The organism is Vreelandella titanicae BH1, assembly GCF_000336575.1.
GTDB lineage: Bacteria > Pseudomonadota > Gammaproteobacteria > Pseudomonadales > Halomonadaceae > Vreelandella > Vreelandella titanicae.
Genome location: NZ_AOPO01000001.1, coordinates 968,252 through 994,014, shown reverse-complemented (window position 1 = coordinate 994,014; position 25,763 = coordinate 968,252). Strand labels below are relative to the sequence as shown.

The window sequence follows — 25,763 nt, the reverse complement described above, 5'->3', positions numbered from 1 at the left end:
GGTCAGTTCACCAATGAACATTAATTTTTCATAGATGCAGAAAACAACTGAGAAACTGAGTATATGTTAAGAAAGATCCCTTCAGGCTTATGGGAAACACATTATTTTGGAAAAACGCCCCTACCCTTAATAGCGATAGGCGTATTAACTACGTTGTTTTATGTTTTTTCAAAGCCTCACTTTGATGATTTTAGCGACTTCAATAAATTAGTACTATCTGTCTCTGGTTTAATTAGCATTAAAATTTATGCCGCACCAGTATGGAAACACCCTGTTTTTCATATGTTTTGGTGGGCCTTACTATTAGCAGTGTGTCATTGGTTTTTTTTAACACTAGCACTTCCTGATCTGGCAGGTGACTACCCTAAACTGGATCACATTGCCCGACTGTTTGTATTTATTATATTTGCATGGTGGCTTGCTGGCAGCACACAGAACACGCTACTTTTCTGGAGTATTGCTAGCGCAGCTGTCGTATTGGCGCCATGGATCGCTGGCGATGGCCTCGCTGATTTTCAGCGTGGTTTTCTCGGCGAACGCATTGGGTTTGGTATTCGTAACGTTCAGCATTCAGCGATGTTTTTCGGCACAGTACTGCTTGGATTGCTTATTTTTTTACCACGGCTGTTAAGGGCTCCTCTACAACACTATGGCAAACTAAGTTTATGGGTACTCGCTTTTATTATCATTATAGCTGGCGTTATCATTTCACAAACTCGCGCCACTTGGCTGGGTGTGATAGCAGGCTTATTAACGGCACTTTTCTTAATCTTTATTGAGCATCGGAAAAGTTTTTCAAAAAAATATCTACTCATATTTTTTATTTTATCAGCATGCCTGGCGATTCTTATTATTACCAATAGCTCTTTAGTCATTGAAAGAGCTACTGCAGAATTGGATACCATTCAGGCACTACTGAGAGGTGACTGGAGTTCTGTTCCCCTATCAACCAGTGAAGTACGCTCTAGTGTAGGGGAGCGACTATATAGTTGGCGCGCCGCGATCGATATGATTGCCCAACGCCCCTTGCTAGGCTGGGGTGAGCAAGGAATTGATTATCTATTTGATAACATCCAATATAATCAAGCACACTATCAAGCTTTAAATTTTGGTCATCTACATAACCTCTATCTTGAAATCACACTACAGTATGGCTTGTTAGGTCTAGCTGCTTACTTTTATCTACTAGGGTGGTTTATAGCAAACGCATGGTTTGCTTGGAAGCGGGGGGATATGCCAGGTGATGTCCTGCTATTTCTCTATGCTTTTCTATGTTTTTGGAGTGTGATTAATCTTTTTGAATCATATTTGATATTTTGGACAGGTGTATTTCTGTTTAATGTTGTTATGGCGGGCGGCCTCGTCCATATATGGAAACCCACATTGCGCACTAACAGTTCAACACCTTCTGTTATATCAGAAAAGGATCGCAAATGATTAATATTGTCCTGTGCTCCGATGAGGTTTATATAGATAAAGCCGCTGCCGTGATAGCGTCAACCGTTTGTCACAGCGAGACACCTGAGGCGCTGCATTTCTATATATTAGGATACAAACTATCTGCAAATACTCATCAAAAGCTGCACAACTGGTTTACGACACTGCCTGCTGAGCTAACAATCATTGAAGCTGAGAATAGTCGCTGGCCCGAGTTAACATTGGGCCGTTTTGGGCCTGCCGCCATGCTGCGCCTAGGCATGCACAATTGGCTGCCACCAAGCTGCCAGAAAGTTATTTATTTAGACTGTGACCTTGTAGTGCTAGACGATATCGCCAATTTGTTGGCATTCGACATACAGGGCGCTCCCATCGCTAGTGTGGCTAATCTACAAGGAACCGAGCAGAGTAGAATGGGCCTTGGTTATCAACACTATTTTAATTCCGGCGTCCTTCTGGTGGATCTAGAAGGATGGAAAGCTCGCAATGTGCTAGATCAAGTAGAGCAAATATTAAAGCAGCACGATTACACCTTAAGTTATCCCGATCAGGACGCATTAAATCTCATTTTCCAAGACTGGTATCGACTACCCATGCGCTGGAATATGCAGCCATACGCTTATCCGGCCGTAGAAAAAAAAGCAGCTCACTATGCTGATTGGCAGAAGGAACTTGAACACGCTATCCGTGAACCCGCGATCATACATTTTATTGGCGCACGTAAACCATGGCACGCCGACAGCCGCCACCCGCTTGCCTATTTGTATCGGCACTATCTTTCGTTAACACCGTGGCAGACATCTGTACAAGCTACTCATCCTTCCCTGCAACGACGTCTGAAGCAAATGCTGGCGTGGTTTAAGAATCGGCGGCGTCGCCAGCGGTTGCAGTGCAGTCCTGTGATGCAACTTCCGCCCCACCAAAAGGACTCGCCCACATGAAGGTATTGATTGTCGTGCGTACGTTAAAAATTGGTGGCATGGAACGGGTAGCGGTGAACCTTGCGGACGCCTTTGCGGAACACGGCCATGAGAGCCATTTGATGTACTTTAAACCGCGCCCCCCCCAGCTAGAACCGAGCAATGAGCAAGTCAAAGTTCACCATTTCGCACTGTCTCGTGCCATGTGGAGATCGGGTGTAGGCGGCATTATTGAGGTGGTAGCACGCCTGCTCAATAGCGTGTTAAGGAAAAGCTATTTTTTATTATCAGGCTGGTGGGGTGGAAAACTTTTTCGTCGCGAAGTACGTCGCCTTGAGCGCCAATATGGCGCTTTTGATCGGATCATTTTCCGCGGCATTGGTACCTTTGAAACGGTATGGTCCTTCCAAGACCCCCGCGCCTGTTATGTTCTGGAAAATATCGTCAAAACTACCGGAAGTCATGCCCCTTGGCTAGAGCGACTAAAAGCACGCTGTCTTTTTCATAACAAACACTTAGTAACCGTATCCCACGGCGTCGAAAAGCAAATCGCCACTGCCATGCAGACGCTACAAGTCAAGCCGTCCTCGCTGAGAACCATCACCAATCCATGCCCTTTAGAGTCTATCCGAAAGGCCATGTGCGAAGACTTTCCGGAGCGGCCCAATTCTCCATATCTACTCAATGTAGCCCGCTTGGTACCGCAGAAAAACCATCACCTTCTACTGCGGGCGTACGCCAAGATGCGCACAACGCTTCCGCTGGTGATTGTCGGCGAGGGGCCACTGCGCAAAGAACTGGAAGCACTAGCCGTTGAGCTGGGTATTGCGGCACGGGTTACGTTTACCGGTCGCCAACTAAACCCTTACCCTTGGATGCATCATGCACGCCTATTCATCTTGAGCTCTGCCCACGAAGGTCTTGGCATCGTATTACTTGAAGCGCTGGCCTGCCAAACACCGATTGTCTCGGTCGATTGCCCAGGCGGGGTACGTGATATTATGGCCGATGAGCTGGAAGCTTACCTTTGTGAAATGACACCGGAGGCGTTAGCAGCCCGTGTCGATGCCATTCTTGATGCTGACGGCTATGCTATTGATGAACGTTGGCTGGAACGTTTTTCTCCAGCGCACATTACTACTGCCTTTTTGCAAGAGATGCCTGCTTCATGATATCGGCTAATATTATTACCTTTAACGAAGAAGCCAATATTGCGGACTGTATTGCTTCCGCTCGCCAAGTATGTGAAGACATCGTTGTGGTGGATTCAGGCAGCCAAGACCGCACCACCGCTATCGCGCGTGAGTTAGGTGCCAAGGTGGTTCAACAAGCCTATTTAGGTGACGGCGTTCAAAAAAATATCGCGCTAGCGCACGTAAAGTACGACTGGGTGCTCAGCTTAGACGCCGATGAACGCCTAACGCCAGAGATGGTCGAAGCGATTGGACAACTAGACCTAGCTGCAACCGAGCATGACGCCTTTGCCTTTCGTCGCCGCAATATGATTGGCTCACGCTGGATTAGAGTCTGTGGCTGGTATCCCGATTACTGTATTCGGCTCTACAACCGGCACCATGCTCGCTTTGCTGATGTAAAACAGCATGCCAGCATAGGGGCTGCCAACCCCAAGCGACTTAACGCAGATATAGTGCATTACTCCTTTGCTAACTTAGGTCAGTTATTTGCCAAGCCAGGGCGAAACTTCAGCGGTCGTGCGGCCAAAATCATGTTTCAAAAGGGGAAGCGGGCCAACTCCTTTTCACCGTTTGCGCATGGCCTGAATGCCTTTGTACGCAAATACATATTCCAGCGAGGCTTCATGGGCGGAGTAGACGGCATGACCGTTGCGATCAGCGCAGGTCTCAATAGCTACTTGAAGTATGCCAAGCTACTCGAATATCAACGCGATCCCAAAGTGCTTGAAGCGGAAGACTTTAATAAGGTTTGGTGATTGATGCATATTACTCATGTAAATTTGGCGCGTGGTTTTCGCGGTGGAGAGCGTCAAACTGAGTTATTAATTAAAACGTTAGCAGAGCATGCACCAAACGATATTGCACAAACGCTGGTTTGCCGTCGAGACTCGCCCATGCGCCAGCACCTGCAGAGTGTAGCGCGACTCAACTTTCAAGCAGCCAATCACCAGTTAGCGGGGCATTTTGATCTCGGCGGGACACAGCTGGTACATGCCCACGATGCAAAAGGCGTTCATTGGGCTTACTTACACTACCGTTTAAAAGGCACGCCCTATTTAATTACACGCCGTGTCGACTCGCCCGTCAAACGTAAGTGGTTTAATCAGCAGTGTTACTCTCAAGCATCCGCCAGGGTTGCCCTCTCCCACGTCATAAAGCGTCTGCTGGAAGACAATCAGTGTGGCGACGTTACCTTGATACCCAGTGCCTATGCGCGCTTAACGCCCTCGCCTGAGGCGACCAAAAGTTTTCGCAATGATTTTGCCGATAAATTTTTGGTCGGCCATGCAGGCGCCATGGTTGACCGTCATAAAGGTCAGCGAGTGCTATTGCAGGCTGCGCAGAAGCTTGAGCATCAAGCGCCTGATATACAGTTTATTTTTCTAGGTGACGGTGAAGATGCAGAAACGCTAAAAGCAGAATCCTCGTCACTTAGCAATGTTTCCTGGCTGGGATTTAAAAGCAATATTGCCGACTATCTAGCTGGCCTGGATGTGTTTGCATTTCCTTCACGCAATGAAGGCCTGGGCTCTGTGCTGCTGGATGTCATGCAGCTAGGCGTTCCTGTCATTGCTACCAAGGTTGGCGGCATACCCGATATCGTCAAGCACGAACAAACGGGGTTGCTGATACCGTCCGGCGACGCCGATGCACTGGCTAACGACATTATGCGATTAAGGCAGGATCCCGCTCTTCGGCAACGATTGGCCCAAGGAGCCACTGAACGTTTAGATTATTATAGCCCTCAGTCAATGACTGCAGCGTACTGGCACCTCTATCAAACAATAGTGAGTTAATGATTATGCTTGCAGCTTCTGCAAAAGCGCATAAAAATCTTCATAAACTAGGCTTTTATGCGCAACATACCGTTCACCGCCTAATTCCCAGTACGTTTCTGCAACGGCAAAGATTAAATTTACTTCGCTCATTAAAGCAATTGTCAAAAGAGGAGCAGCAGCAGTTACTTCTCCGAGTTAACTACTGTAATCAACTGGAAAACAACGTTGAACTGCCTAAGGAGGCTATAAGTTTATCTATTTTCAAACGCGAGAAAAGCGGCACTTATTACTTGGATTTGCTCAGTGTGCTGCGCTATTTTCCGCCTGAACTACGCTTCTGCCATCGCTTTGGTGATGTAACCACCGTGCCGGATGCACCTACCTTAGTGAAAAGCCGGCCCATTAATGACCACAATCAAAACTCAGTTTTACTTAAGTTAAACCGTGTTCGTCATTACTACACGGTGAAAGACCCTCACCGCTATGATGACAAGCTTGACCTTGTGGTATGGCGTGGTTCTTGTCATCAAGAACATCGGCGACAATTCATTCGAGACTTTTATGATCACCCGCTATGTAATGTGGGCGATATTCACAAAAATGCGCAAGGTCAGCCCTGGCATAGCCAATTTATGTCGGTACTGGAGCAACTGAAATATAAATTCGTACTCAGTATCGAAGGCAAAGATGTTGCAACGAATCTCAAATGGATAATGGCCTCTAATTCACTCTGTTTTATGCGACAACCGCGCTTTGAAACATGGTTTATGGAAGGCACTTTGTTACCTGACTATCACTATGTGCAGCTCAAAGATGATTACTCAGACCTTGAGGAGAAAGTCACCTATTACCTTGAAAACCCCGTGGCGGCAAAAAAAATTATCGGTAATGCTAACCGCTACTTCGCTCAATTTATGAATGCTGATAAAGAACGCTTGATGGGTCTTTTGGTTATGCAGAAATATTTCGAGCGCACCCATCAACTTCTCCCGTAGTAGCCGTTATCATCAGAGCTATCAATTTTCTGTAGTGTCCCCTTTTTCACTGTTTATATTAGGTAAATGTCATCATACGTTATCGCTCTTTCATTGCATGGGATACCGCTAGGCTAGCCACCATTGCATTGACACTAATTGGCCTCAGCCTGGGTTACACGGTCACGGTAATGACCCGTCTGCCCTGGTGGACGCTATTTTTAGTAGCGGCCGCATGGATTGGTGTGGGGCTTAAGCTGCGCTGGGGCCAGCCTGCCAATGCTCGCTATCGTAAAATGTGGCCCTGGTCGCTTGTACCGTTAAGTCTTTGGGGTGTGTACGTTTACTTGGCGGACAGCTTTGGCATTGTCGATTTGGGTGCGGTGTTTTTTCACCTCCAGGCAGGCATAGCCAAGCATGGTGGCGCAGGCAAAATGATTTCCGCGGTGCTCTATACGTTAATAATGATTGGCGTACTGGCGGCCGTGACGTGGCTATCACGCCACGACCAGCGCTGGCGGTTAGCCGAGCGCTTTTTCGCTATTATATTATTGGCTAGCAACCCGCTACTTTATGGCATAAGCCAACGCAGCGCGGCCATTGTCACTGATGACGGCGCCTGGCTGGATCGACGCTACAAGCCGCCCCCTGCCGAGGAACTTAGGGACGCCCCTAACTTACTCATTCTGTATTTGGAAAGCATAGAGCGTACCTACTCTAATGACATATTTGGGGATGCCTACGCCAGTCTCAACGCCCTAGGGGAACGAGGTGCCGTTTTTGAGGGCGTGCGCCAGATGGATAATACGGGCTGGACAATGGCGGGCATGATTGCCAGCCAGTGCGGCGTGCCATTGATGCCTGCTGGACTCCTTCACGACAGCCAGTTCGAGCCTCTTTCCAAGGTTGTTCCCGGGGTCGATTGTCTCGGCGACATTCTTGCTGCACAGGGCTACCAACTAAGCTATCTAGGCGGTGCTAGCACACAATTCGCGGGTAAAGGACTATTCTATCGCGGCCACCAATTCGATACGGTGAAAGGACGTGAAGATTTAGAGCCCCTGCTAGAGAATCCTGAGTATGTAAATAGCTGGGGCCTGTATGACGACACGCTGTATGACATCACCGCCGATGAGATCCGGCATTTAGATAGCCAGAATAGCGGCCCCTGGGGTGTAATTAGCCTCAATCTGGCGGGTCATGCGCCTAATGGTTATCCCTCCCAGTCGTGCGTGGAACGTCAAGGAGAGTTTGACGGCCAGGATATTCTTTATTCGGTGGAATGCGCGACTTGGCTGGCTCAAGATTTGGTTGAACGGTTGGATTCTGAGGGTCTTCTCGATAATACCTTGGTGGTCATACTGAGCGACCATCTGACGATGCGCGTTTCTGTGTGGGATCAATTGACCGCGCTAGACCGCGACAACACGCTGATAATGCTCGGCAACGATATCGAGCCACAGCGTATTCGCCGAGACGCTACCATGCTGGATGTTTTCCCCACGATACTCGATGCGCTGGGCTTTAGTTTAGAGCGCGACCGCGCTGGATTGGGCACTTCGCTTTTCAGTAATAATCGTACGCTGGTAGAGGCCCACGGTATCGAAGTGCTTAATGAGCGTTTACGGGAAGAGACGGCGCTTCAGCACCGCCTTTGGGAGGGCATATCCCCTCAGCGGCGTGAGTCCGACGAGCCTTCTCAAGAAGTTACTCAAGAGCAAACCCTAGAGACGCCTGCTGACGCGGCAGACGAAGTCGAGCTCATCCATTAACGATCACGCTCTCCCACTGATGAGCCGCGTGAATCTGTTGGTAGACTTGCTCAACGCTGAGCAGATTCAAGCAATTGGTATGCCCCAATGGGCAGGTACGCTGAAAGCAAGGAGAGCAAGAGAGCGCTAGGTAGTGAATGACGGCGTTATCAGTCAGCGGCGGCGTGTAGGCGGGCGATGAGGAGCCATACAGCGCATGGACACGAACACCTACCGCTGCAGCCACATGCATTAACCCCGAGTCGTTGGTGACTACCTGCCGGCAATCCGCCAACAGATCGACCGCATCAGCCAGCTGCGTCTTACCACACAGGTTATGGGCATGGGAAAGCCCCTGTGTGATCTCCTCGCCCGCCGGGTGATCCTTTGCCCCCCCGAGTACGCGTACTTCAAAACCCTCTTCCACCAGCCGTTTGGCTAAGCTGTGAAAGTAGCTGACCGGCCACTGCTTGGCGGGACCGTATTCAGCGCCCGGCATCATACCAATCGCCGTGCGCGAAGAAAGCGAGTGAGTTAGCCGCAAATTGACCAAGTTATCACGGTCAATCTGCAGTCTCGGTTTGGGCAGCGCAAAGGCGCCGCTAGCCGCTTCTTCCAGAGGCAGGCCGAGCGATACAAAGCGCTTTACCGTTTGATCCAGCACCTGTTTATCGAGTTTGCGGCGCTCCTTGAGAAGCCCATAGCGGTGTTCGCCTAAAAAGCCTATGCGTTCAGGAATGCGCGCCATAAAGGGCACCAGCGCTGCCTTCCAAGAGCGTGGCAAGACAATGGCTCGGTCAAAACGGCCACGCAAACGGTTGGCCAGTTCACGGCGGCTGGCCAAGCCAAATTCACCGTGCCCCACTGCCAGCGGCAGCACTTCATCCACTTCGGGCATACGCTCTAAAATAGGCTGTGACCACTTTGGTGCAACCACCCCTATCGTCGCGCCTGGCTGGCGGGCTTTTAAGGTCATAAACAGGCTTTGTGCCATGACCATGTCACCGACCCACGAAGGGCCAATCACCAGCAAGCGCTGAGCTGAATTAGCCATTTAACCACCCCAAGTAGGCCTTCACCCCTTGAGCAACGGTTTTAAACTCAACATCGCAGCCGCTCTCACGTAGCTGACCAATGTCAGCTCGGGTATAGCTCTGATAGCGTCCTTTGAGTTCTTCGGGGAAGGCAATGTAGTCGATCTCACCTTTACCGTAAAAGTCGATAACCGCCTCGCCAATGGCTTTAAAAGGTTCAGCCCGACCAGTGCCAAGATTGAAGATTCCTGACTTGTCAGGATGATCCAAAAACCAAAGATTCACATCGACTACATCGCCCACATAAACAAAGTCACGACTCTGCATGCCTGCCTCGTAGCCGTCATAGCCGCCAAACAGCTTGAGCGTTTCACCATTACGAATTTGCAAGTGGTTGTGATAGGCCACACTGGCCATTTTGCCCTTGTGCTGTTCACGGGGGCCATAGACATTAAAGTAACGAAAGCCCACTACTTGAGTGGTTAACTCGCTCCAGCGCGAACGCACGTGCTGATCAAACAGCAGCTTGGAATAGCCGTAAACGTTAAGCGGCTTTTCGCATTCGGGTACCTCTTTAAATACCTCGCTGCCGCCATAGGTGGCGGCTGACGAGGCGTATAAAAAAGGAATACTCTGCTGCTCGCAGTAATTAAGCAGCACTTTGGAGTACTCGAAGTTATTCTCCATCATGTAGTGGCCATCCCATTCGGTAGTATCCGAGCAGGCGCCTTCATGGAAAATAGCATCGATTTTAGGTAGCTCGACGCTTTCACCGCGCAGGGCAGCTTTTACCCTGGCGAGGAAATCATCTTTATCGAGATAATCAGCCAGCGTGCAGTCGGCTAAATTGACGAATTTGGTACCATCGCGTAGATCGTCAACGACCATCACATCGTTTCGACCGCGGGCGTTCAATGCTTTAACTATGTTGGCCCCGATAAAACCGGCACCGCCTGTTACCACAATCATACTGTTCTCCTTACCTAAAGCAGCTTGTTGGCATACGTGCCTATAACCCATCTGCCTAGGATTGTATACTTGACGCCTTATGAATTCATGGCCAACGGTGCTTTCCGCGATGAGTGTCTCGACAAACCAATCGACACCCGATGTGTCGACCTTTCAAGGCTTGATCCTTGCTCTGCAGCAGTACTGGGCAGAACAGGGTTGTGTCATCCTTCAGCCGCTCGATATGGAAGTCGGCGCGGGCACCTTCCACCCCGCTACCTTCCTGCGGGCGATTGGTCCCGAAACCTGGAATGCTGCCTATGTACAGCCTTCCCGCCGCCCTACTGACGGCCGCTATGGCGAGAACCCTAACCGCCTTCAGCACTACTACCAATTCCAGGTGGTGATGAAGCCATCGCCAAGCAACTTGCAGGATCTCTACCTGGGCTCACTCAAACGCCTGGGTCTTGATCCGCTGGTTCACGATGTGCGCTTTGTCGAAGATAACTGGGAATCTCCTACTTTGGGCGCCTGGGGCCTGGGCTGGGAAATCTGGTTAAACGGCATGGAAGTGACCCAGTTTACCTACTTTCAGCAGGCCGGTGGCATCGAATGCTATCCGGTCACCGGCGAACTGACCTATGGGCTTGAGCGCATCGCCATGTACCTGCAGGACGTCGACAGTGTGTATGACCTCGTCTGGGCCATTGCCCCCGATGGCAGCAAAGTGACTTATGGCGATGTCTATCTGCAAAACGAGCGCGAACAGTCCGCCTACAATTTCGAACATGCCGATGTCGATCAGCTATTTGCTAACTTTGACCATCAGGAAAAAGAGTGCAGCAAGCTGCTCGCTGCCAGCCTGCCGCTGCCGGCCTACGAACAAGTCCTGAAGGCATCACACACGTTCAACCTATTAGATGCCCGTCACGCTATCTCGGTCACCGAGCGTCAGCGCTTTATCCTGCGCGTTCGCACTATGGCCCGGGATGTCGCCACTGCTTACTTTGAGTCGCGTAAGGCCGAAGGTTTCCCCATGGCGCCAGAAATACTTCGCCGCGAACTACTCGCCGATCAGGGAGACGACTAATGGCTGTTAATACGCTTTTACTAGAACTAGGTGCAGAAGAGCTGCCGCCCACGGCCCTGGACGCTCTTTCCGATGCGTTCGCCGCGAGCATCGAGAAAGGCCTGCAAGAAGCCGATGTTCCCTTCACCAACGTTACCGCTTTTGCGACACCACGGCGTTTAGCGGTACAGGTGCATGAACTGGCCGACAAACAGCCTGATCGTGACGTTGAGCGCCGTGGCCCAGCGCTGGCGGCTGCCTTTAAGGATGGCGTTGCCACTAAAGCCGCGGAAGGCTTTGCCCGCTCTTGCGGTGTAAGCGTCGACGAGCTGATTCATTTAGAAACCGATAAAGGTACTTGGTTAGGTTTTCGTGAGCAGCAGCAGGGAGAATCTATTCAAGCGCTGCTGCCTGAGATTATCCGCAAATCAATCAGCACCCTCCCTGTGCCTAAAAACATGCGCTGGGGCGCTTCACGGGTTGAGTTTTCCCGTCCCGTTCATTGGCTGGTAGCCATTTACGGTAGCGACGTAGTGGCCGCCGAGGCACTTGGCCTAGAGGCTAGCTGCACGACCTACGGTCACCGCTTCCACGCCCCTGATGCCATTCAGTTGGCGCACGCTGATGAGTATGTGGCTACGCTGGAAAATGCCTATGTACTGGTGGATCGTGAGCAACGCCGCGAGCGCATCCGCGAACAGGTATTAGCAGAGGCCGAAGTGCAGGAGGCCAATGCGGTTATCGACGAAGAGCTTCTGGTAGAAGTGAGCGGCTTGGTGGAATGGCCAGTCGCCCTTACCGGGAGCTTTGATGAGCGCTTTCTGGAAGTGCCCGCCGAGTGCTTGATCTCTTCGATGAAGGCTAACCAGAAATATTTTCACCTGTTGGACGACGCTGGCAAGCTGAAACCGCTATTTATCACCATTGCCAATATCGACAGCGCTGACCCCGACCAGGTCATTGCCGGTAACGAGAAAGTCATTCGTCCGCGCTTAGCCGATGCAGCGTTTTTCTACGACACCGATCGCAAGTACACATTAGCGTCACGCATCCCACAGTTAGAGAGCGTGGTATTCCAGCAGCAGCTAGGCACCCTGGCGGATAAAGCTCGCCGCAGTTCGGTTATTGCGACATTTATTGCCGAACGTATCAATGGCGACGTGGCTCACGCTCAGCGCGCCGTGGCATTCGCCAAGTGCGACCTTGTGACGGAGATGGTGCTCGAATTCCCTGAACTTCAGGGCATTATGGGACGCTACTATGCGCAGCAAGATGGCGAACCCGCGGAGGTTGCCCAAGCCCTTGAAGAGCAGTACCTGCCCCGCTTTGCTACTGATGCGATTCCCCAAAGTGCTACAGGCAAGGCATTAGCCCTGGCGGATCGACTGGATACCCTGGTAGGCATCTTCGGGATAGGCCAACGCCCAACCGGTGCGAAAGATCCTTTCGCTTTACGTCGTGCTTCGATTGGCGTGCTTAACATTCTGGTCAAAGGCGAGCTGGATCTTGACCTGCGCGAGCTGCTTACGGTTGCCTCTGAGCAGCACCCGGGCCTCCCCAAAGCTGACGGGCTGGTTGAGGACGTGCTGACGTACATGTTGGATCGCTTCCGCGCCTGGGGCCAGGATGAAGGCATCAGCGCAGAAATGTACCTTGCTGTTCGTGCGCGCCCAGTCACAAACCCGCTCGACTTCGCTCGCCGCCTGCGCGCTGTGAAGGCCTTTGCCCAGCGTGACGAAGCCACAGCGCTGGCGGCGGCTAACAAGCGCGTTTCGAATATTTTAAGCAAGCAGGAGCATGACGGCAGCACACAGGTCGATCAACACTTGCTGCAGGAAGATGCCGAGCGGGCACTGTTCGACGCTGTGACAGGTAGCCAAGCACAGGTGGCACCCCTATTTGCTGCGGGTGACTACCAGCGTGCACTCGACGCACTTGCCACACTGCGAGATCCAGTGGATGCCTTCTTTGACCAAGTAATGGTGATGGCGGATGACCCGGCTATTCAGCGTAATCGGTTAGCGCTTCTTGCAAGCCTTCAAGCGCTGTTTTTAGAAGTCGCCGATATTTCGCTGCTCCCTCAGTAGTCGTCGACTAATGGATCGCAAATCCAAGCCCAGCCCTAACGGCTGGGCTTTTTTTATTGTTTGGGGAGTACGTGTTTCACGTGAAACATCTTTGTTAGATCGGGGTAAAATAGTCTTAAATCTCGCGGGCAGAAAGTATCGCCGACAACCGTACCAATAGGATCACTATGCTAAGTGCCGATAACCTTGTCATCCTGGATCGAGACGGCGTCATCAACCATGACTCTGATAACTACATCAAATCTCTCGAGGAGTGGGTACCCTACCCCTCTTCAATCACTGCCATTGCCCGCCTCACCCGCGCGGGATACACCGTTGCCGTCGCAACGAATCAATCCGGGATTGCCCGAGGCTATTATGATGAAGCAACCCTCCATACGATGCATGAACACTTAATTTCGTTAGTAGAAGCGGAAGGCGGGCATATTGCTCATATTGCTTACTGCCCCCATGGGCCAAATGATAATTGCCAATGCCGTAAACCATTGCCAGGAATGCTAATACAGATCCAGCAGATCCTGGGGCTAGAAAGTTTAACGGGAAGCTGGATGGTCGGTGATAGCCTTCGCGATCTCCAGGCGGGCGAAGCCGTAGGTTGCGAAACAACGCTGGTCAGAACTGGAAAGGGAAGTAAAACGGAGCAAGCAGGCGCTGGTCTTGAAAAGAGCGATATCTTCGATGATTTAGCGCAATTTGTTGAATGGCTCATTAAATAACTAAGCGACACCGAGCTGGTAGTCATGATCGCTCTGCGTTGCATGAGTAACTGTTGCATGAGAAATTTGGCTGAAACTAACTACCCTCTTCTGCTTCTGCTACACGTATCCTGATCCTGTCAATCTATCTATGAATAAAAAAAGCGTCGCTATGAAATTCATAGCGACGCCTATCATAGTGGCATTAAACCATATTGAGGCTAAGGATCGTTAAAGCAGTGTTTCACGTGAAACATCTTAACGAATGCAATCCACCTTACACGTCTAAATTTGCCACCAACGCGTTGGTCTCAATAAAGTCACGGCGCGGTTCTACATCGTCACCCATCAAGGTGTTGAACATCATATCGGCACCAACGGCATCTTCGATCGTCACCCGCAGCATGCGGCGGCTATCGGGATCCATGGTGGTGTCCCAGAGCTGATCCGGGTTCATTTCACCCAAGCCTTTATAGCGCTGTACAGACAACCCGCGCTGGCCCTCTTGCATTAGCCACGCCAGTACTTCCGAGAAGTGCGATACCGGCTTCTGCCGCTCGCCACGGGCAATAAAGGCGCCCTCTTCCAGGAAGCCATCCAGGGTTTCGCCCAGCTCAGCGATACCGCGATAGTCGGCGCTTTCAAAGAAGTCGAGGCCCCACCTATACTCAGTCGTCACACCGTGAGCAACCAGCGAGACGGTAGGTAGGAAAAGCCCGCGCTCAGAATCTTCGTGGAGATGGAAGTGGTAACGGGGCCCGCCTTCATAGGCAACCATGTCATCCATGATCTTCTGGAGTTCATCAATCCAGTTCTGCATGGTCACACGATCTTTCAGGCTCTCCTCACCTTTCAGTGCCGAAGCATGAACGATTTGCTTAAGTACTTCATTAGGATAAACCCGCGACAAGCGATCAATTCGCTTCATCACGTTGCGGTACTGGTTCACTAACGCTTCAAGCTGTGAGCCGGAAATACCCGGTGCATTAGCGTTAACATGCAGGCCGGCCCCATCCAAGGCCGTGGTGGTTAAATAATCCACCATCGCCTGTTCATCTTTCAGGTAAAGCTCTTGCTTGCCGCGCTTAATTTTATAAAGTGGTGGTTGAGCGATGAAGATATGACCACGCTCAATCAACTCCGGCATCTGACGGAAGAAGAACGTCAACAGCAGCGTACGAATGTGCGATCCATCGACATCGGCATCGGTCATGATAATAACCGAGTGGTAACGCAACTTATCGGGGTTAAACTCTTCACGGCCAATGCCGCAACCCAGGGCAGTGATAAGCGTGCCCACTTCTGCAGAGGAGAGCATTTTGTCGAAACGTGCTTTTTCCACGTTCAGAATTTTACCTTTGAGCGGCAAGATAGCCTGTGTACGGCGGTCACGGCCCTGTTTGGCACTGCCACCTGCCGAGTCACCCTCCACCAAGTAAAGCTCTGACTGGCTGGGGTCTTTTTCTTGGCAATCCGCCAACTTGCCAGGTAAACCGGCAATATCCAGCGCGCCTTTGCGGCGGGTCATATCCCGCGCTTTGCGTGCCGCCTCACGTGCACGCGCGGCATCCAGCATCTTATTAACGATCGCCTTGGCTTCGTTAGGCTTTTCAACAAGATACTCGGAAAAGAGACGGCTCATTTCCTGCTCAACCGCTGTCTTCACTTCGCTGGAGACTAGCTTATCTTTTGTTTGAGACGAAAACTTAGGATCCGGGACTTTAACTGAAATAATAGCTGTTAGCCCCTCACGAGCATCATCGCCCGTGGTATTCACCTTGGCTTTTTTCAGCAGGTTTTCAGCTTCAATATAGTTATTGAGCGTACGGGTAAGCCCTGCCCGGAACCCCGCCAAGTGCGCCCCGCCGTCTCGCTGCGGAATATTATTGGTGTAGCAGAAAATATTTTCAGTGAAGGCTTCGCTCCACTGCATGGCTACCTCTACTTCAACGCCGTCATCACGAACAGCGTTAAAGTGGAATACCGGATTAATCACACTCTTATTGGTATTGAGGTGATCAACAAAGGCTCTCAAGCCACCTTCGTAGTGAAACAGCTCCTCTTTGCCGCTGCGCTCATCCAGTAAACGGATAGCCACACCAGAGTTCAAGAAGGATAGTTCGCGAAGCCGTTTGGCTAAAATATCAAAATGGAACTCGATATTGCCAAAGGTTTCTGGCGATGGGCGGAAGTGAACCCGGGTACCGCTTTTTTCGGTTTTGCCCACAACGCCCAATGGTGCTTGAGGAACACCGTGACGGTACATTTGTTCGAACACTTCACCCTGACGCCAAATCGTTAAGCGCAGCTCAGCGGAAAGCGCATTGACAACAGAAACACCGACGCCGTGCAACCCACCGGAAACCTTGTAGGAGTTATCATCGAATTTACCGCCTGCGTGCAGAACCGTCATAATAACTTCTGCAGCGGAAACACCTTCCCCTTCATGAAGCTCGGTAGGTACGCCACGGCCGTTATCACTCACGGTGACCGACTCATCCGGGTGGATGACAACGCGAATTTCACTGCAATGCCCAGCCAACGCCTCGTCGATGGAGTTATCCACCAATTCGAAGACCATGTGGTGGAGCCCAGTACCGTCGTCGGTGTCACCTATATACATACCTGGCCGCTTACGCACTGCGTCCAGCCCCTTGAGCACCTTGATGCTTGATGAATCGTAAGCCTGCTCGCTCATTGACCACTCCGTTGTGAAGTCTGTCTCATCCTGTATCGTCCTACCCTTCTTCCTGCGCTAGCTGACTTTCTCTAAACCACTAAACCCCTCCTTGCAATGTTTCACGTGAAACATATTTACGGGGGTATCAGTTCGCCAGGCATTCTTCAATGCAGAAGGTTCGACACTGGTAATAAATGCTTGGCACTGCATATCTTCGAGTAAACCACAAAACTGGTAACGGTTTTGCTCGTCAAGTTCTGCGGGCAAATCATCGATAAGATAAATACAGTGCCGCTGTGCTGTTCTTTCCAGAAACCGCCCTTGGGCAAGCTTTAATGCACTCACCACTAACTTTTGCTGGCCTCTGGAAAGCACTTCTACAGCAGGCTGTTTGTTTATCCTGATACGTAAGTCAGCGCGCTGCGGACCTTGCTGAGTAAACCCCATCTGCTGATCAGTTGGCCGACTATCGTGTAACACAGTCGCAAGAGTTCGCTCTTTATCCCAACCTCTGGCGTAGTGAAGCGATAATCCCGGCAAGGGAAGCAACACCTTAAGTGTCTCTTCAAAGACAGGCAAAAAGTCACTAAACCAAGCACGGCGTAACGAGTCCATCTGTTCACCCCAAAGGGCTAGTTCATGCTCCCACACCGCCATTTCCTGAGGTAGTATTCTACCACGCCTGAGCAGTGCATTCCGATGTTTCAACGCACGCCGGGTGCGCTTCCAGATTGCTAAAAAGTCATGTTTCACGTGAAACACGCCCCAGTCGAGAAACTCACGACGTCCGGCTGGAGAACCTTCAAGCAATCGAAAAGCATCTGGGTTAATTAATTGAAGCGGCATAGCCTCTACCAGTTCCGCCAACCGAGCGTTTTTATCTCCCTTTAAACGAAGCTCCAGCTCCCGCTGAGCTCTTAAACGACGCACACCAAGGGTAACCTCAGGCTCACCACTTAAACGCCCGTACAGCGTCATATACGGCTCATCTGTTTGGATCGCGTTTTTTAACTGGCGAGTACGAAAAGAGCGGCCCATGCCAAGAATATGTACCCCCTCCAACAGACTGGTTTTACCGCTGCCATTAGCACCGCTAATGACGTTGATATGCGAAGAGGGCGTCATCTCAACCGGTCTGAGATTGCGCAAAGCGTGGAAATTAAGCAGTGTCAGGCTCATCCTATTATCACCACTTAAAATATCCTCGAAAAAAGGGAGTATTCCAACGCGTTAGCGGCGCTTCTGCTACCAGAAGCGCCGCTAACGTAGCTTGCTTACGTATTGCTGTTACCCGCCCAAAGCGTTTACAGGCGCATCGGCATAACGACATAAAGCGCATCACCGCCGCCGGGCTCTTCCAGCAGCGCGCTACTATTGGGATCGGCCAGGGTAATCTGCACGCGATCTTCATTTAGCACTGTTAGTACATCAACTAAATAGCCGACGTTAAAACCAACTTCCATTGCCCCGCCGTTATACTCAACGGCGATATTCTCCTCCGCTTCCTCCTGCTCGGGGTTGTTGGCCATTACCTTAAGGTTGTTCTCTTCAAGATAAAGGCGCACTCCACGGTACTTCTCATTAGAGAGGATAGCAGTACGTGAAAGTACTTGGCGAAGCTCCGCACGCTCGGCAATCAATACTTTATCGCCATTGCGCGGCACGACACGCTCATAGTCAGGAAATTTACCGTCGATTAACTTGGAGGTGAAGGTAAAGTCGCCTGTATGAGCACGCACATGGCTGGAGCCAAGCGTTAAGCTGACAGGCTCATCGCTATCGTCTAGCAAGCGCGACAGCTCTAAAATCCCCTTCCGGGGCACAATCAACTTTTGAGACTGGCTCACAGAGACCTCGATTGGCCGCGAGCACATCGCCAAACGGTGCCCGTCAGTAGCGACCGTGCGAAGCAAATTGCTTTGAATTTCCAGCAGCATACCGTTGAGGTAGTACCGCACATCCTGCTGCGCCATGGCAAACGAGGTCGCTTCTATCAGGTGCTTTAGGGTACCGCGGGGTACGCTAATCTCCTGGCTGCCGTCCGCATCTTCGATATTGGGGAATTCAGCGACCGGGAGCGTCGACAACGTAAAACGTGAACGGCCACTGCGTAGTACCGCGCGGCCCTCTTCAACGGCGAGCTGAATGTCGGACTGATCGGGCAATGATTTACAGATATCCATCAGCTTACGCGCTGGCACTGTCGCGGAGCCCGCCTGATCGACCTGGCTTGCCACCGTGCGGCCCACGAGCTCGACTTCTAAGTCAGTACCGGTGAGCGACACCTGGTCACCCTCTACCTGAATCAGCACATTAGACAGTACTGGCAGCGTTTGACGGCGCTCAACAACACCAGCGACCAGAGTCAGCGGACGTAGCAGCGCCTCTCGGGAAATCGAAAATTTCATCAATACTCCGGTTCTATATCCTGAAAGACCTGCGTATAACAGGCCCGTCCCATGGAATGATTAACTGGTCAACAGGCGCAGTAAATTCTTGTAATCCTCACGAATATCCGCGCTCTCTTCCTGCAATGATTTCACTTTTCGGCAAGCGTGCAACACCGTTGTGTGGTCACGCCCGCCAAAGGCATCGCCAATCTCAGGTAAGCTGTGATTGGTGAGCTCTTTAGCAAGCGCCATCGCCACCTGACGAGGGCGGGCAACTGAGCGTGAACGGCGCTTCGAAAGCAGATCCGCCACCTTAATCTTGTAATATTCGGCGACCGTACGCTGAATATTATCTACCCCTACCTGCTTATCCTGAAGCGCTAACAGATCTTTCAGAGACTCACGAATAAAGTCTTGGGTAATCGTTTTACCCATAAAGTGCGAATCAGCAATGACTTTTTTCAGCGCACCTTCCAATTCGCGCACGTTGGAACGAATTTTTTGCGCAATGAAGAAAGCCGCATCGTGAGGCAAATCGACCTTAGCCTGGTCGGCCTTTTTCATCAAGATGGCCACACGGGTTTCAAGCTCAGGCGGCTCTATCGCGACCGTAAGCCCCCAACCAAAGCGTGATTTAAGGCGCTCCTCTACCCCACTGATCTCTTTAGGATAGCGATCAGAGGTCAGGATCATTTGCTGACCACCTTCTAATAACGCATTGAAGGTATGAAAAAACTCTTCTTGAGAGCGCTCTTTTCCAGCAAAAAACTGAATGTCATCAATAAGTAACGCATCAACACTGCGATAAAAACGCTTAAAATCATTAATCGCATTAAGCTGGAGCGCTTTAACCATATCGGCGACAAACCGCTCTGAGTGCAGGTATACCACCCGGGCGTTTTCACGCCGGGTTGCCAATGCGTTCCCCACTGCATGCATTAAGTGGGTTTTACCCAAGCCTACGCCGCCGTATAAAAACAAGGGGTTATAAGCGCCACCAGGGTTTTCAGACACCTGGCGGGAGGCAGCACGAGCCAACTGGTTAGACTTACCTTCCACGAACGTATCGAAAGTAAAATTCGGATTGAGCCCGCTGCCATGTTTCAGACTGCCTTCTACCTGTACCTGACGTTCATTATTACGCCGACTCGGCGCTTCATCGCACAGCCTATCGATTTCACGCTCATCAGCAATATCGCCGCGTGGCGGCGTATGTACCGCTGGCGATGCTGGCCGCGACGGCGAAGCCGATACAGGATTACCTAAATCACGATGCTGAGGGGCCTGGGCTGCCAAACGGCGACTACCCACCGTCAGGCTGACCTTTGGCGGCTTGGCCGGTGCGAGTTCACGCATCAGCTCACTAATCCGCTTGGCATACTTATCGCTCACCCAATCGCGCACAAAACGATTCGGCGCCAATAAGCGCAGCTCGTTGGACTCTCCTTCTTCTGCCTGCAGCGGGCGTATCCAGGTATTGAACTGCTGTGAATTCAGCTCATCCTGCAGGTTGTCCAGGCACTGTTGCCAAAGCGTCAGTGACACTCATCTCACCATCGGTTGAAAACGGCCGACCATTGTAGCGCCCAAAGCCTCGGTTATCCACACGGGTTTAGCCCTCAATATTGGCCTGTGGACAACTAGCGATGAGCCCATGGGAAAACCTTGTGGAGGGACGGGGATAATCGTTAAATACGTGTCTTACACACGGGTTAATCACATCTCGCCAACACCTTGTAGACGGCTTATACGGGACTTACACACAGATTTTTTATTGTTATAGGCAATTGAAAAATATCGTTTAAAACCACTTATCCACAAATAGTATCCCCACTATTAATAACAACAGTTTTAGAACTACCTATTAGTAATAATAGTGACTTTATTAATGGCTACTCTTTCCGTATCAAGCACGCTGGTTGAGGCGTGATAACGCTTTTATGCAAGGAAAAATTGCACCCAGCAGAGGAAGTCTCTACAATTTCCGGTCTTGAATTGAATCTCCCCGGCTAGTTCCTCACTGGACCGGGCTTTTTGGAATTCACTTTCCGTCCTAAACCACGTGGGAATAACGAGTTATGAAACGCACTTTTCAACCTAGCGTTCTCAAGCGCAAGCGCGCGCATGGCTTCCGTGCTCGTATGGCAACCAAAAACGGTCGCGCCGTCCTCGCACGTCGCCGTGCCAAGGGCCGCAAGCGTCTGAGCGCCTGATCTCAGATTGCGTGTACCGCAGCAAGGCTTTCCCCGGCAATTACGGTTACTAAATGCTGGGGACTTTAGTCACGTGTTTGAGCAAGCCGACCTGAAAGTGCATGGCAAAGGTATGATGGCGTTAGTTCGCTTTAGTACTCGGGGACACCCCCGCCTTGGACTGGTGGTCAGCAAAAAAAATGTTAAGCGCGCCGTAGATCGCAACCGTTTCAAGCGTCTGGTTCGAGAATCCGTTCGCCTTCGTCAAGATCACCTACCCTCTGTGGATATAGTGGTACTTGCGCGACGTGGCGTTCAGGATCTCGATAACGACACCTTGCATCGCCAGTTACACGGCATGTGGAAACGACTACAGCGTGACGCACAGGCGGTGATCGCAGCACCAACGCCTAAGCGTGACACGTGACCTTTGGTGCACCCCTCGCCGCTCGACCTCGGCCTGCCAACTGGCAGGCTTTCGTGTGTCAAGAGTCGAGTAAATGACACTGCGCCATTAGCATGTTCACCACCCAGCGGGCAGAACCCTCATGGACGTAAAACGACTTTTATTACTGATTCCACTAGCCGTACTCGCTTACTTGCTAGTCGTCCAGTGGAATCAGGATTACGGGCAGCCGAATTACGATTCAGTGCCTGAAACGACGCAACGCAGCAATTCCACGTCTCCTAGCAATGCTGAAGATGGAGAAAGCGGCTTAGCGGTGCCGAGCACGTCTTCACAGCAAAGTGCGGTAGGTGAAGGTATTCCTGATACCGAAAGCGAGACATCAAGCCGCGACTTCATTGCCGTGACCACCGATGTTCTGGATGTGCGTATTGATCCACACGGTGGCGATATTGTTTATGCCGCGTTACCGCAGCACAAACTCTCTCTGGATTCAGACCGTAACTATGTGCTGTTATCCGATAACAGCAGCCGTAGTTACGTGGCTCGCTCAGGCCTGCAGCTCGATGGCCAAGCCAGCCGTATCGCGTTCACGCCTGAAAACTCGGAGTATCGTTTAGGCGATAACGATGACGAGCTAAGCGTTGATCTAACCGCTGATGTTAACGGCGTTGAGGTCATTAAGCGGCTTACCTTTGAGCGCGGCAGCTATGCGGTCAACGTCAACTACTACCTGGCCAATAACACCGACGCACCGGTTAGTGCGCGCTTTATTGGTCAGTTGGCACGCGACAATAGCCCTGACCCATCAAGCGGTGTCTCCATGGGTATGAAATCCTACTTAGGGGCCGCTTACTCAACGCCAGATGCACGCTACGAGAAGATCGACTTTGAGGATATTCAAAGCCATAACTTCGAAAACCGTGAAGCACAGGGCGGCTGGATAGCCATTATTCAGCACTACTTTGTGTCGGCATGGGCGCCTCAGCAGGATCAGCAAAACCTTTTCTACGTCACCACCGACTCCAGTAATCGTAACGTCGTAGCCTTTGCTGGCCCCACCAGCACTGTGGCCGCCGATAGTGAAACCACTCTAGGCGCCACTCTGTACGTCGGGCCAAAAGTGCAGGACTATCTGGAACAAGTCGCTCCCAACCTGCAATTAACCGTAGATTATGGCTGGTTATGGTTTATTGCTAACCCCCTCTTCTGGCTGCTGGATCATATCCACGAGGTAGTCGGTAACTGGGGTTGGTCGATTGTCCTGTTGACCATACTGGTTAAGACAGTGCTGTTCCCGCTTTCAGCCAAAGCTTACAAATCCATGGGTAGGATGCGTAAACTCGGCCCGGAAATGCAGCGCCTGAAAGAGATGTATGGCGACGACCGGCAGAAAATGTCGCAAGAGATGATGAAGTTCTACCAGAAGGAGAAGATTAATCCGCTGGGGGGCTGTCTACCTATTGTGATTCAGATGCCTGTCTTCATCGCTCTCTACTGGATGTTGCTGGAGTCGGTTGAACTGCGGCATGCGCCGTTTATCTTCTGGATTCAGGATCTATCGGTGAAGGATCCGTACTTCATTCTGCCGATTCTGATGGGCATTTCGATGTTCGTTCAGCAAATGTTGAACCCGACACCTCCGGATCCTATGCAGGCGAAGATCATGAAGATGCTACCCATCATCTTTACTTTCTTCTTCCTGTGGTTCCCGGCCGGTCTGGTTATTTACTGGGTGGTCAACAACATCATTTCGGTGGCGCAGCAGTACTACATCACGCGCAAAATCGAAAATGATCCGAGTATCGGCAAAGGCATGAAAACCAAATAGACTGCCTTTGTCATCGCCCTTCAGACCCCCGCCCCGAGCGGGGGTCTGGCGTTTTAAGGTCGACAAATCCAAACTATGTAGATCGATGCTAGACCGATCAAATGCTACTTCTGCCAATTGACTAAGAGATTCACCATGGCCGAACGCCTCTATACGCCTGACACCATTGCGGCGCTGGCAACTCCCCCAGGACGCGGCGGCGTGGGTATTATCCGCGTCTCCGGGCCCGCCTGCCGCGAAATCGCTCAAGCCATGGTTGGGCATTGCCCTGCCCCGCGATACGCTCACTACGGCCCATTCCAAGGCGCAGAAGGGAGCATTGATGAAGGCATCGCCCTGTTCTTCAACGGCCCCCATTCGTTTACCGGTGAAGACGTACTGGAACTCCAGGGACACGGCGGCCCGATTATTATGGATATGCTGCTGGAGCGCTGTGTGGTCTTGGGTGCCCGCCTGGCGCGGCCGGGAGAGTTTTCCGAACGGGCATTTTTGAACGATAAGCTCGATCTGGCTCAGGCGGAAGCGATTGCCGATCTCATCGATGCCACCTCACGCTCGGCGGCAGAAAACGCTGTACGCTCGCTCCAGGGTGAGTTCTCGAAGCGCGTTTCTGCGCTGGTGGAGCGCTTGATCGAACTGCGCGTTTACGTTGAAGCGGCGATCGACTTCCCCGAAGAGGAGATCGACTTTCTTGCCGACGGTCACGTTGCCCAGCACTTAAGCAGCGTCCAGCAAGCGCTGAGCGACGTACGCCAGGCGGCAGGCCAAGGTGCACTGCTGCGAGAAGGAATGAGCGTGGTCATTGCCGGGCGACCCAATGCGGGGAAGTCGAGCCTGCTAAATGCGCTGACCGAACAAGATACCGCCATTGTGACGGATATCGCGGGCACGACCCGGGACGTGCTCCGTGAGCACATTCATATTGATGGTATGCCCCTACATATCATCGACACCGCTGGATTGCGCGATACGCCTGATGCGGTGGAGAAAATTGGTGTCGCACGTGCCTGGGCCGAAATAGAGAAAGCCGACCGAGTGCTGCTACTCGTTGATGCCAGCACCACTACTTCAACCGACCCCATGGCCATCTGGCCGGAGTTTGTCGCTCGCCTGCCCGACCAGAGCCGCTTAACCCTGGTGCGTAATAAAATCGATACCAGTGCCGAGCCGGCGGGCATTGATTTATCCACAACCATACCCATTGTGCGCCTATCGGCGAAAACCGGTACGGGTGTGGATAACTTGAAAGCGCATCTGAAGGATGTGATGGGTTTTGCCGCCACCACCGAGGGTCGCTTCTCCGCCCGCCGAAGGCACCTGGACGCCCTAGATCGCGCCATGGCAGCCCTTGATACCGGCCGTGCTCAGTTGGATGGATATGGCGCAGGGGAACTGCTGGCGGAAGATTTGCGCGACGCCCAACAAGCCTTAGGCGAGATCACTGGCGAATTCAGCGCCGATGATTTATTGGGCGAAATTTTTGGCAGTTTTTGCATCGGCAAATAGAGTTACTTTTTTCGACAACTACTCTCCCACCCACCAATCCGCCTGATAGCGGCTATCAGCGCCGAGCAGCGGGGTAATTTCTGCCATCGCTGCTGCCAGGCGTTTATCCAACCCCCAGGGCGGATTGATCACCAGCATACCGCTACCGAACATGCCGTGAGCCTGCTCGCCAGGTTCGCGCAGCAGCAGCTCGCTGCGCCATATCTTGCGTATTCCACTGGCCTGCAGCACGTCCAACAGCATTTGGTGATGCCCGGCAGGCAGCAGCGGGTACCAGATCATCATCACCGCATGGCGAGCCTTTTCCAGGGCCTGGATAGCAGTGTCAGCGACCTCCTGGTACTCCACCTTGCGCTCAAAGCTTGGGTCAATCAGCACGCATACCCTGGGTGTTGCTACCGGCAGCATCGCTCTAAGCCCTGCCAGCCCGTCGCCATACACGCGCTTGACCTGCGCAGGGAGCGCCTGGCCATTCAAGTGCTGGTGTTCGCCCGGGTGCAGCTCAAACAGGCACAGACGATCGTGCTCGCGCAGCGGCTGGCTCAGCCACCAGGGCGAGCCTGGGTAGAGGGTCAATTCATTATGATCTGGCTGCGCCCCAACAATAGCGTTTAACCAGCTTCCCAGCAGCGCGTCGGTTAGCTGTTCACGCTTCTGCCACAGTGGCCAGATGCCCTCACGGTACTCTTGGAGTCGCTGGGTCTCTTTGGTGGCTAATGGATAAAGCCCTCTACCGGCATGTGTGTCTATATATGTAATAGGTGTTTTTTTACGTAATAGGTAATCAGTGACGGCGTAAAGCGTCAGATGTTTGTGTACATCGGCAAAATTACCGGCGTGGTAGGCGTGTTGGTAGGACAGCATGGTAG

21 protein-coding genes are annotated in these 25,763 nt (G+C 51.7%); 14 read left to right on the top strand and 7 right to left on the bottom strand.

Annotation, left to right across the window (positions count from 1 at the left end; all coding sequences use genetic code 11):
* Positions 1 to 63: 63 nt before the first annotated feature.
* The 7 genes from HALTITAN_RS04405 (at position 64) to HALTITAN_RS04375 (ending at position 8,077) form a co-directional block, all read left to right on the top strand.
* Positions 64 to 1,437 (top strand): O-antigen ligase family protein, encoded by a 1,374-nt coding sequence (locus tag HALTITAN_RS04405; protein ID WP_009286370.1) that lies wholly within the window; start codon positions 64 to 66, stop codon positions 1,435 to 1,437.
* Positions 1,434 to 2,378 carry a glycosyltransferase family 8 protein gene (locus HALTITAN_RS04400; protein ID WP_027958485.1) on the top strand — a complete coding sequence of 315 codons (945 nt, stop codon included), beginning with the start codon at positions 1,434 to 1,436 and terminating at the stop codon, positions 2,376 to 2,378. Before HALTITAN_RS04405 ends, HALTITAN_RS04400 begins: the two co-directional genes overlap by 4 nt.
* Positions 2,375 to 3,529, top strand: a complete 1,155-nt coding sequence (locus HALTITAN_RS04395; RefSeq protein ID WP_027958486.1) for a glycosyltransferase — start codon at positions 2,375 to 2,377, stop codon at positions 3,527 to 3,529. Before HALTITAN_RS04400 ends, HALTITAN_RS04395 begins: the two co-directional genes overlap by 4 nt.
* A complete protein-coding gene (locus HALTITAN_RS04390; RefSeq protein WP_022521019.1) occupies positions 3,526 to 4,308 on the top strand; it encodes a glycosyltransferase family 2 protein in 783 nt (260 codons plus the stop codon). Before HALTITAN_RS04395 ends, HALTITAN_RS04390 begins: the two co-directional genes overlap by 4 nt.
* A gap of 3 nt (positions 4,309 to 4,311) precedes the next feature.
* The gene (locus HALTITAN_RS04385) at positions 4,312 to 5,349 is read left to right on the top strand and encodes a glycosyltransferase family 4 protein (RefSeq protein WP_035538012.1); all 1,038 of its coding nucleotides are present in this window, start codon (positions 4,312 to 4,314) and stop codon (positions 5,347 to 5,349) included.
* A 5-nt stretch (positions 5,350 to 5,354) separates the two neighbouring features.
* Positions 5,355 to 6,326: a glycosyl transferase family 90 gene (locus HALTITAN_RS04380; protein ID WP_027958487.1), complete on the top strand. Its 972-nt coding sequence runs from the start codon at positions 5,355 to 5,357 to the stop codon at positions 6,324 to 6,326.
* Between the two features lie 170 nt (positions 6,327 to 6,496).
* A complete protein-coding gene (locus tag HALTITAN_RS04375; RefSeq protein ID WP_101148389.1) occupies positions 6,497 to 8,077 on the top strand; it encodes a sulfatase-like hydrolase/transferase in 1,581 nt (526 codons plus the stop codon).
* Here HALTITAN_RS04375 and waaF read toward each other — a convergent pair.
* Positions 8,067 to 9,110 carry a lipopolysaccharide heptosyltransferase II gene (gene waaF, locus HALTITAN_RS04370; RefSeq protein ID WP_009286366.1) on the bottom strand — a complete coding sequence of 348 codons (1,044 nt, stop codon included), beginning with the start codon at positions 9,108 to 9,110 and terminating at the stop codon, positions 8,067 to 8,069. The two genes, HALTITAN_RS04375 and waaF, sit on opposite strands and share 11 nt — an antisense overlap.
* Complete coding sequence (gene rfaD, locus HALTITAN_RS04365) at positions 9,103 to 10,059, bottom strand: ADP-glyceromanno-heptose 6-epimerase (RefSeq protein ID WP_039857862.1); 957 nt, start codon at positions 10,057 to 10,059, stop codon at positions 9,103 to 9,105. Before rfaD ends, waaF begins: the two co-directional genes overlap by 8 nt.
* 109 nt (positions 10,060 to 10,168) lie before the next feature.
* Here rfaD and glyQ point away from each other — a divergent pair, with 109 nt between their 5' ends.
* The 3 genes from glyQ to gmhB all read left to right on the top strand — a co-directional run bounded on the left by glyQ (position 10,169) and on the right by gmhB (position 13,910).
* Positions 10,169 to 11,128 (top strand): glycine--tRNA ligase subunit alpha, encoded by a 960-nt coding sequence (gene glyQ / locus HALTITAN_RS04360; protein ID WP_039857861.1) that lies wholly within the window; start codon positions 10,169 to 10,171, stop codon positions 11,126 to 11,128.
* Positions 11,128 to 13,194 (top strand): glycine--tRNA ligase subunit beta, encoded by a 2,067-nt coding sequence (gene glyS / locus HALTITAN_RS04355; RefSeq protein WP_009286363.1) that lies wholly within the window; start codon positions 11,128 to 11,130, stop codon positions 13,192 to 13,194. The genes glyQ and glyS overlap by 1 nt, the downstream gene beginning before the upstream one ends.
* A 167-nt stretch (positions 13,195 to 13,361) precedes the next feature.
* Complete coding sequence (gene gmhB, locus HALTITAN_RS04350) at positions 13,362 to 13,910, top strand: D-glycero-beta-D-manno-heptose 1,7-bisphosphate 7-phosphatase (protein WP_039857858.1); 549 nt, start codon at positions 13,362 to 13,364, stop codon at positions 13,908 to 13,910.
* 256 nt (positions 13,911 to 14,166) lie between these two features.
* Here gmhB and gyrB read toward each other — a convergent pair whose 3' ends face one another.
* The 4 genes from gyrB to dnaA form a co-directional block, all read right to left on the bottom strand.
* Complete coding sequence (gene gyrB / locus HALTITAN_RS04345) at positions 14,167 to 16,587, bottom strand: DNA topoisomerase (ATP-hydrolyzing) subunit B (RefSeq protein ID WP_009286362.1); 2,421 nt, start codon at positions 16,585 to 16,587, stop codon at positions 14,167 to 14,169.
* Positions 16,588 to 16,644: 57 nt separating this feature from the next.
* The gene (recF, locus tag HALTITAN_RS04340; protein WP_009286361.1) at positions 16,645 to 17,748 is read right to left on the bottom strand and encodes a DNA replication/repair protein RecF; all 1,104 of its coding nucleotides are present in this window, start codon (positions 17,746 to 17,748) and stop codon (positions 16,645 to 16,647) included.
* 125 nt (positions 17,749 to 17,873) lie between these two features.
* Positions 17,874 to 18,977: a DNA polymerase III subunit beta gene (gene dnaN, locus HALTITAN_RS04335; protein ID WP_022521028.1), complete on the bottom strand. Its 1,104-nt coding sequence runs from the start codon at positions 18,975 to 18,977 to the stop codon at positions 17,874 to 17,876.
* 60 nt (positions 18,978 to 19,037) lie between these two features.
* Positions 19,038 to 20,504, bottom strand: a complete 1,467-nt coding sequence (gene dnaA / locus HALTITAN_RS04330) for a chromosomal replication initiator protein DnaA (RefSeq protein WP_009286359.1) — start codon at positions 20,502 to 20,504, stop codon at positions 19,038 to 19,040.
* Positions 20,505 to 21,037: 533 nt separating this feature from the next.
* Here dnaA and rpmH point away from each other — a divergent pair.
* The 4 genes from rpmH to mnmE all read left to right on the top strand — a co-directional run bounded on the left by rpmH (position 21,038) and on the right by mnmE (position 24,894).
* Positions 21,038 to 21,172: a 50S ribosomal protein L34 gene (gene rpmH, locus HALTITAN_RS04325; protein WP_008959105.1), complete on the top strand. Its 135-nt coding sequence runs from the start codon at positions 21,038 to 21,040 to the stop codon at positions 21,170 to 21,172.
* A gap of 7 nt (positions 21,173 to 21,179) precedes the next feature.
* Positions 21,180 to 21,578 carry a ribonuclease P protein component gene (gene rnpA, locus HALTITAN_RS04320; RefSeq protein ID WP_027958493.1) on the top strand — a complete coding sequence of 133 codons (399 nt, stop codon included), beginning with the start codon at positions 21,180 to 21,182 and terminating at the stop codon, positions 21,576 to 21,578.
* Positions 21,579 to 21,699: 121 nt separating this feature from the next.
* Positions 21,700 to 23,388, top strand: a complete 1,689-nt coding sequence (gene yidC, locus HALTITAN_RS04315; protein WP_009286358.1) for a membrane protein insertase YidC — start codon at positions 21,700 to 21,702, stop codon at positions 23,386 to 23,388.
* Positions 23,389 to 23,523: 135 nt separating this feature from the next.
* On the top strand, positions 23,524 to 24,894 hold the full coding sequence (mnmE, locus tag HALTITAN_RS04310; protein WP_039857850.1) for a tRNA uridine-5-carboxymethylaminomethyl(34) synthesis GTPase MnmE: 1,371 nt from the start codon (positions 23,524 to 23,526) through the stop codon (positions 24,892 to 24,894).
* 18 nt (positions 24,895 to 24,912) lie between these two features.
* Here mnmE and HALTITAN_RS04305 read toward each other — a convergent pair whose 3' ends face one another.
* Positions 24,913 to 25,758, bottom strand: coding sequence for a 23S rRNA (adenine(2030)-N(6))-methyltransferase RlmJ (locus HALTITAN_RS04305; RefSeq protein WP_009286356.1), 846 nt, complete (start codon positions 25,756 to 25,758; stop codon positions 24,913 to 24,915).
* Positions 25,759 to 25,763: the final 5 nt, after the last annotated feature.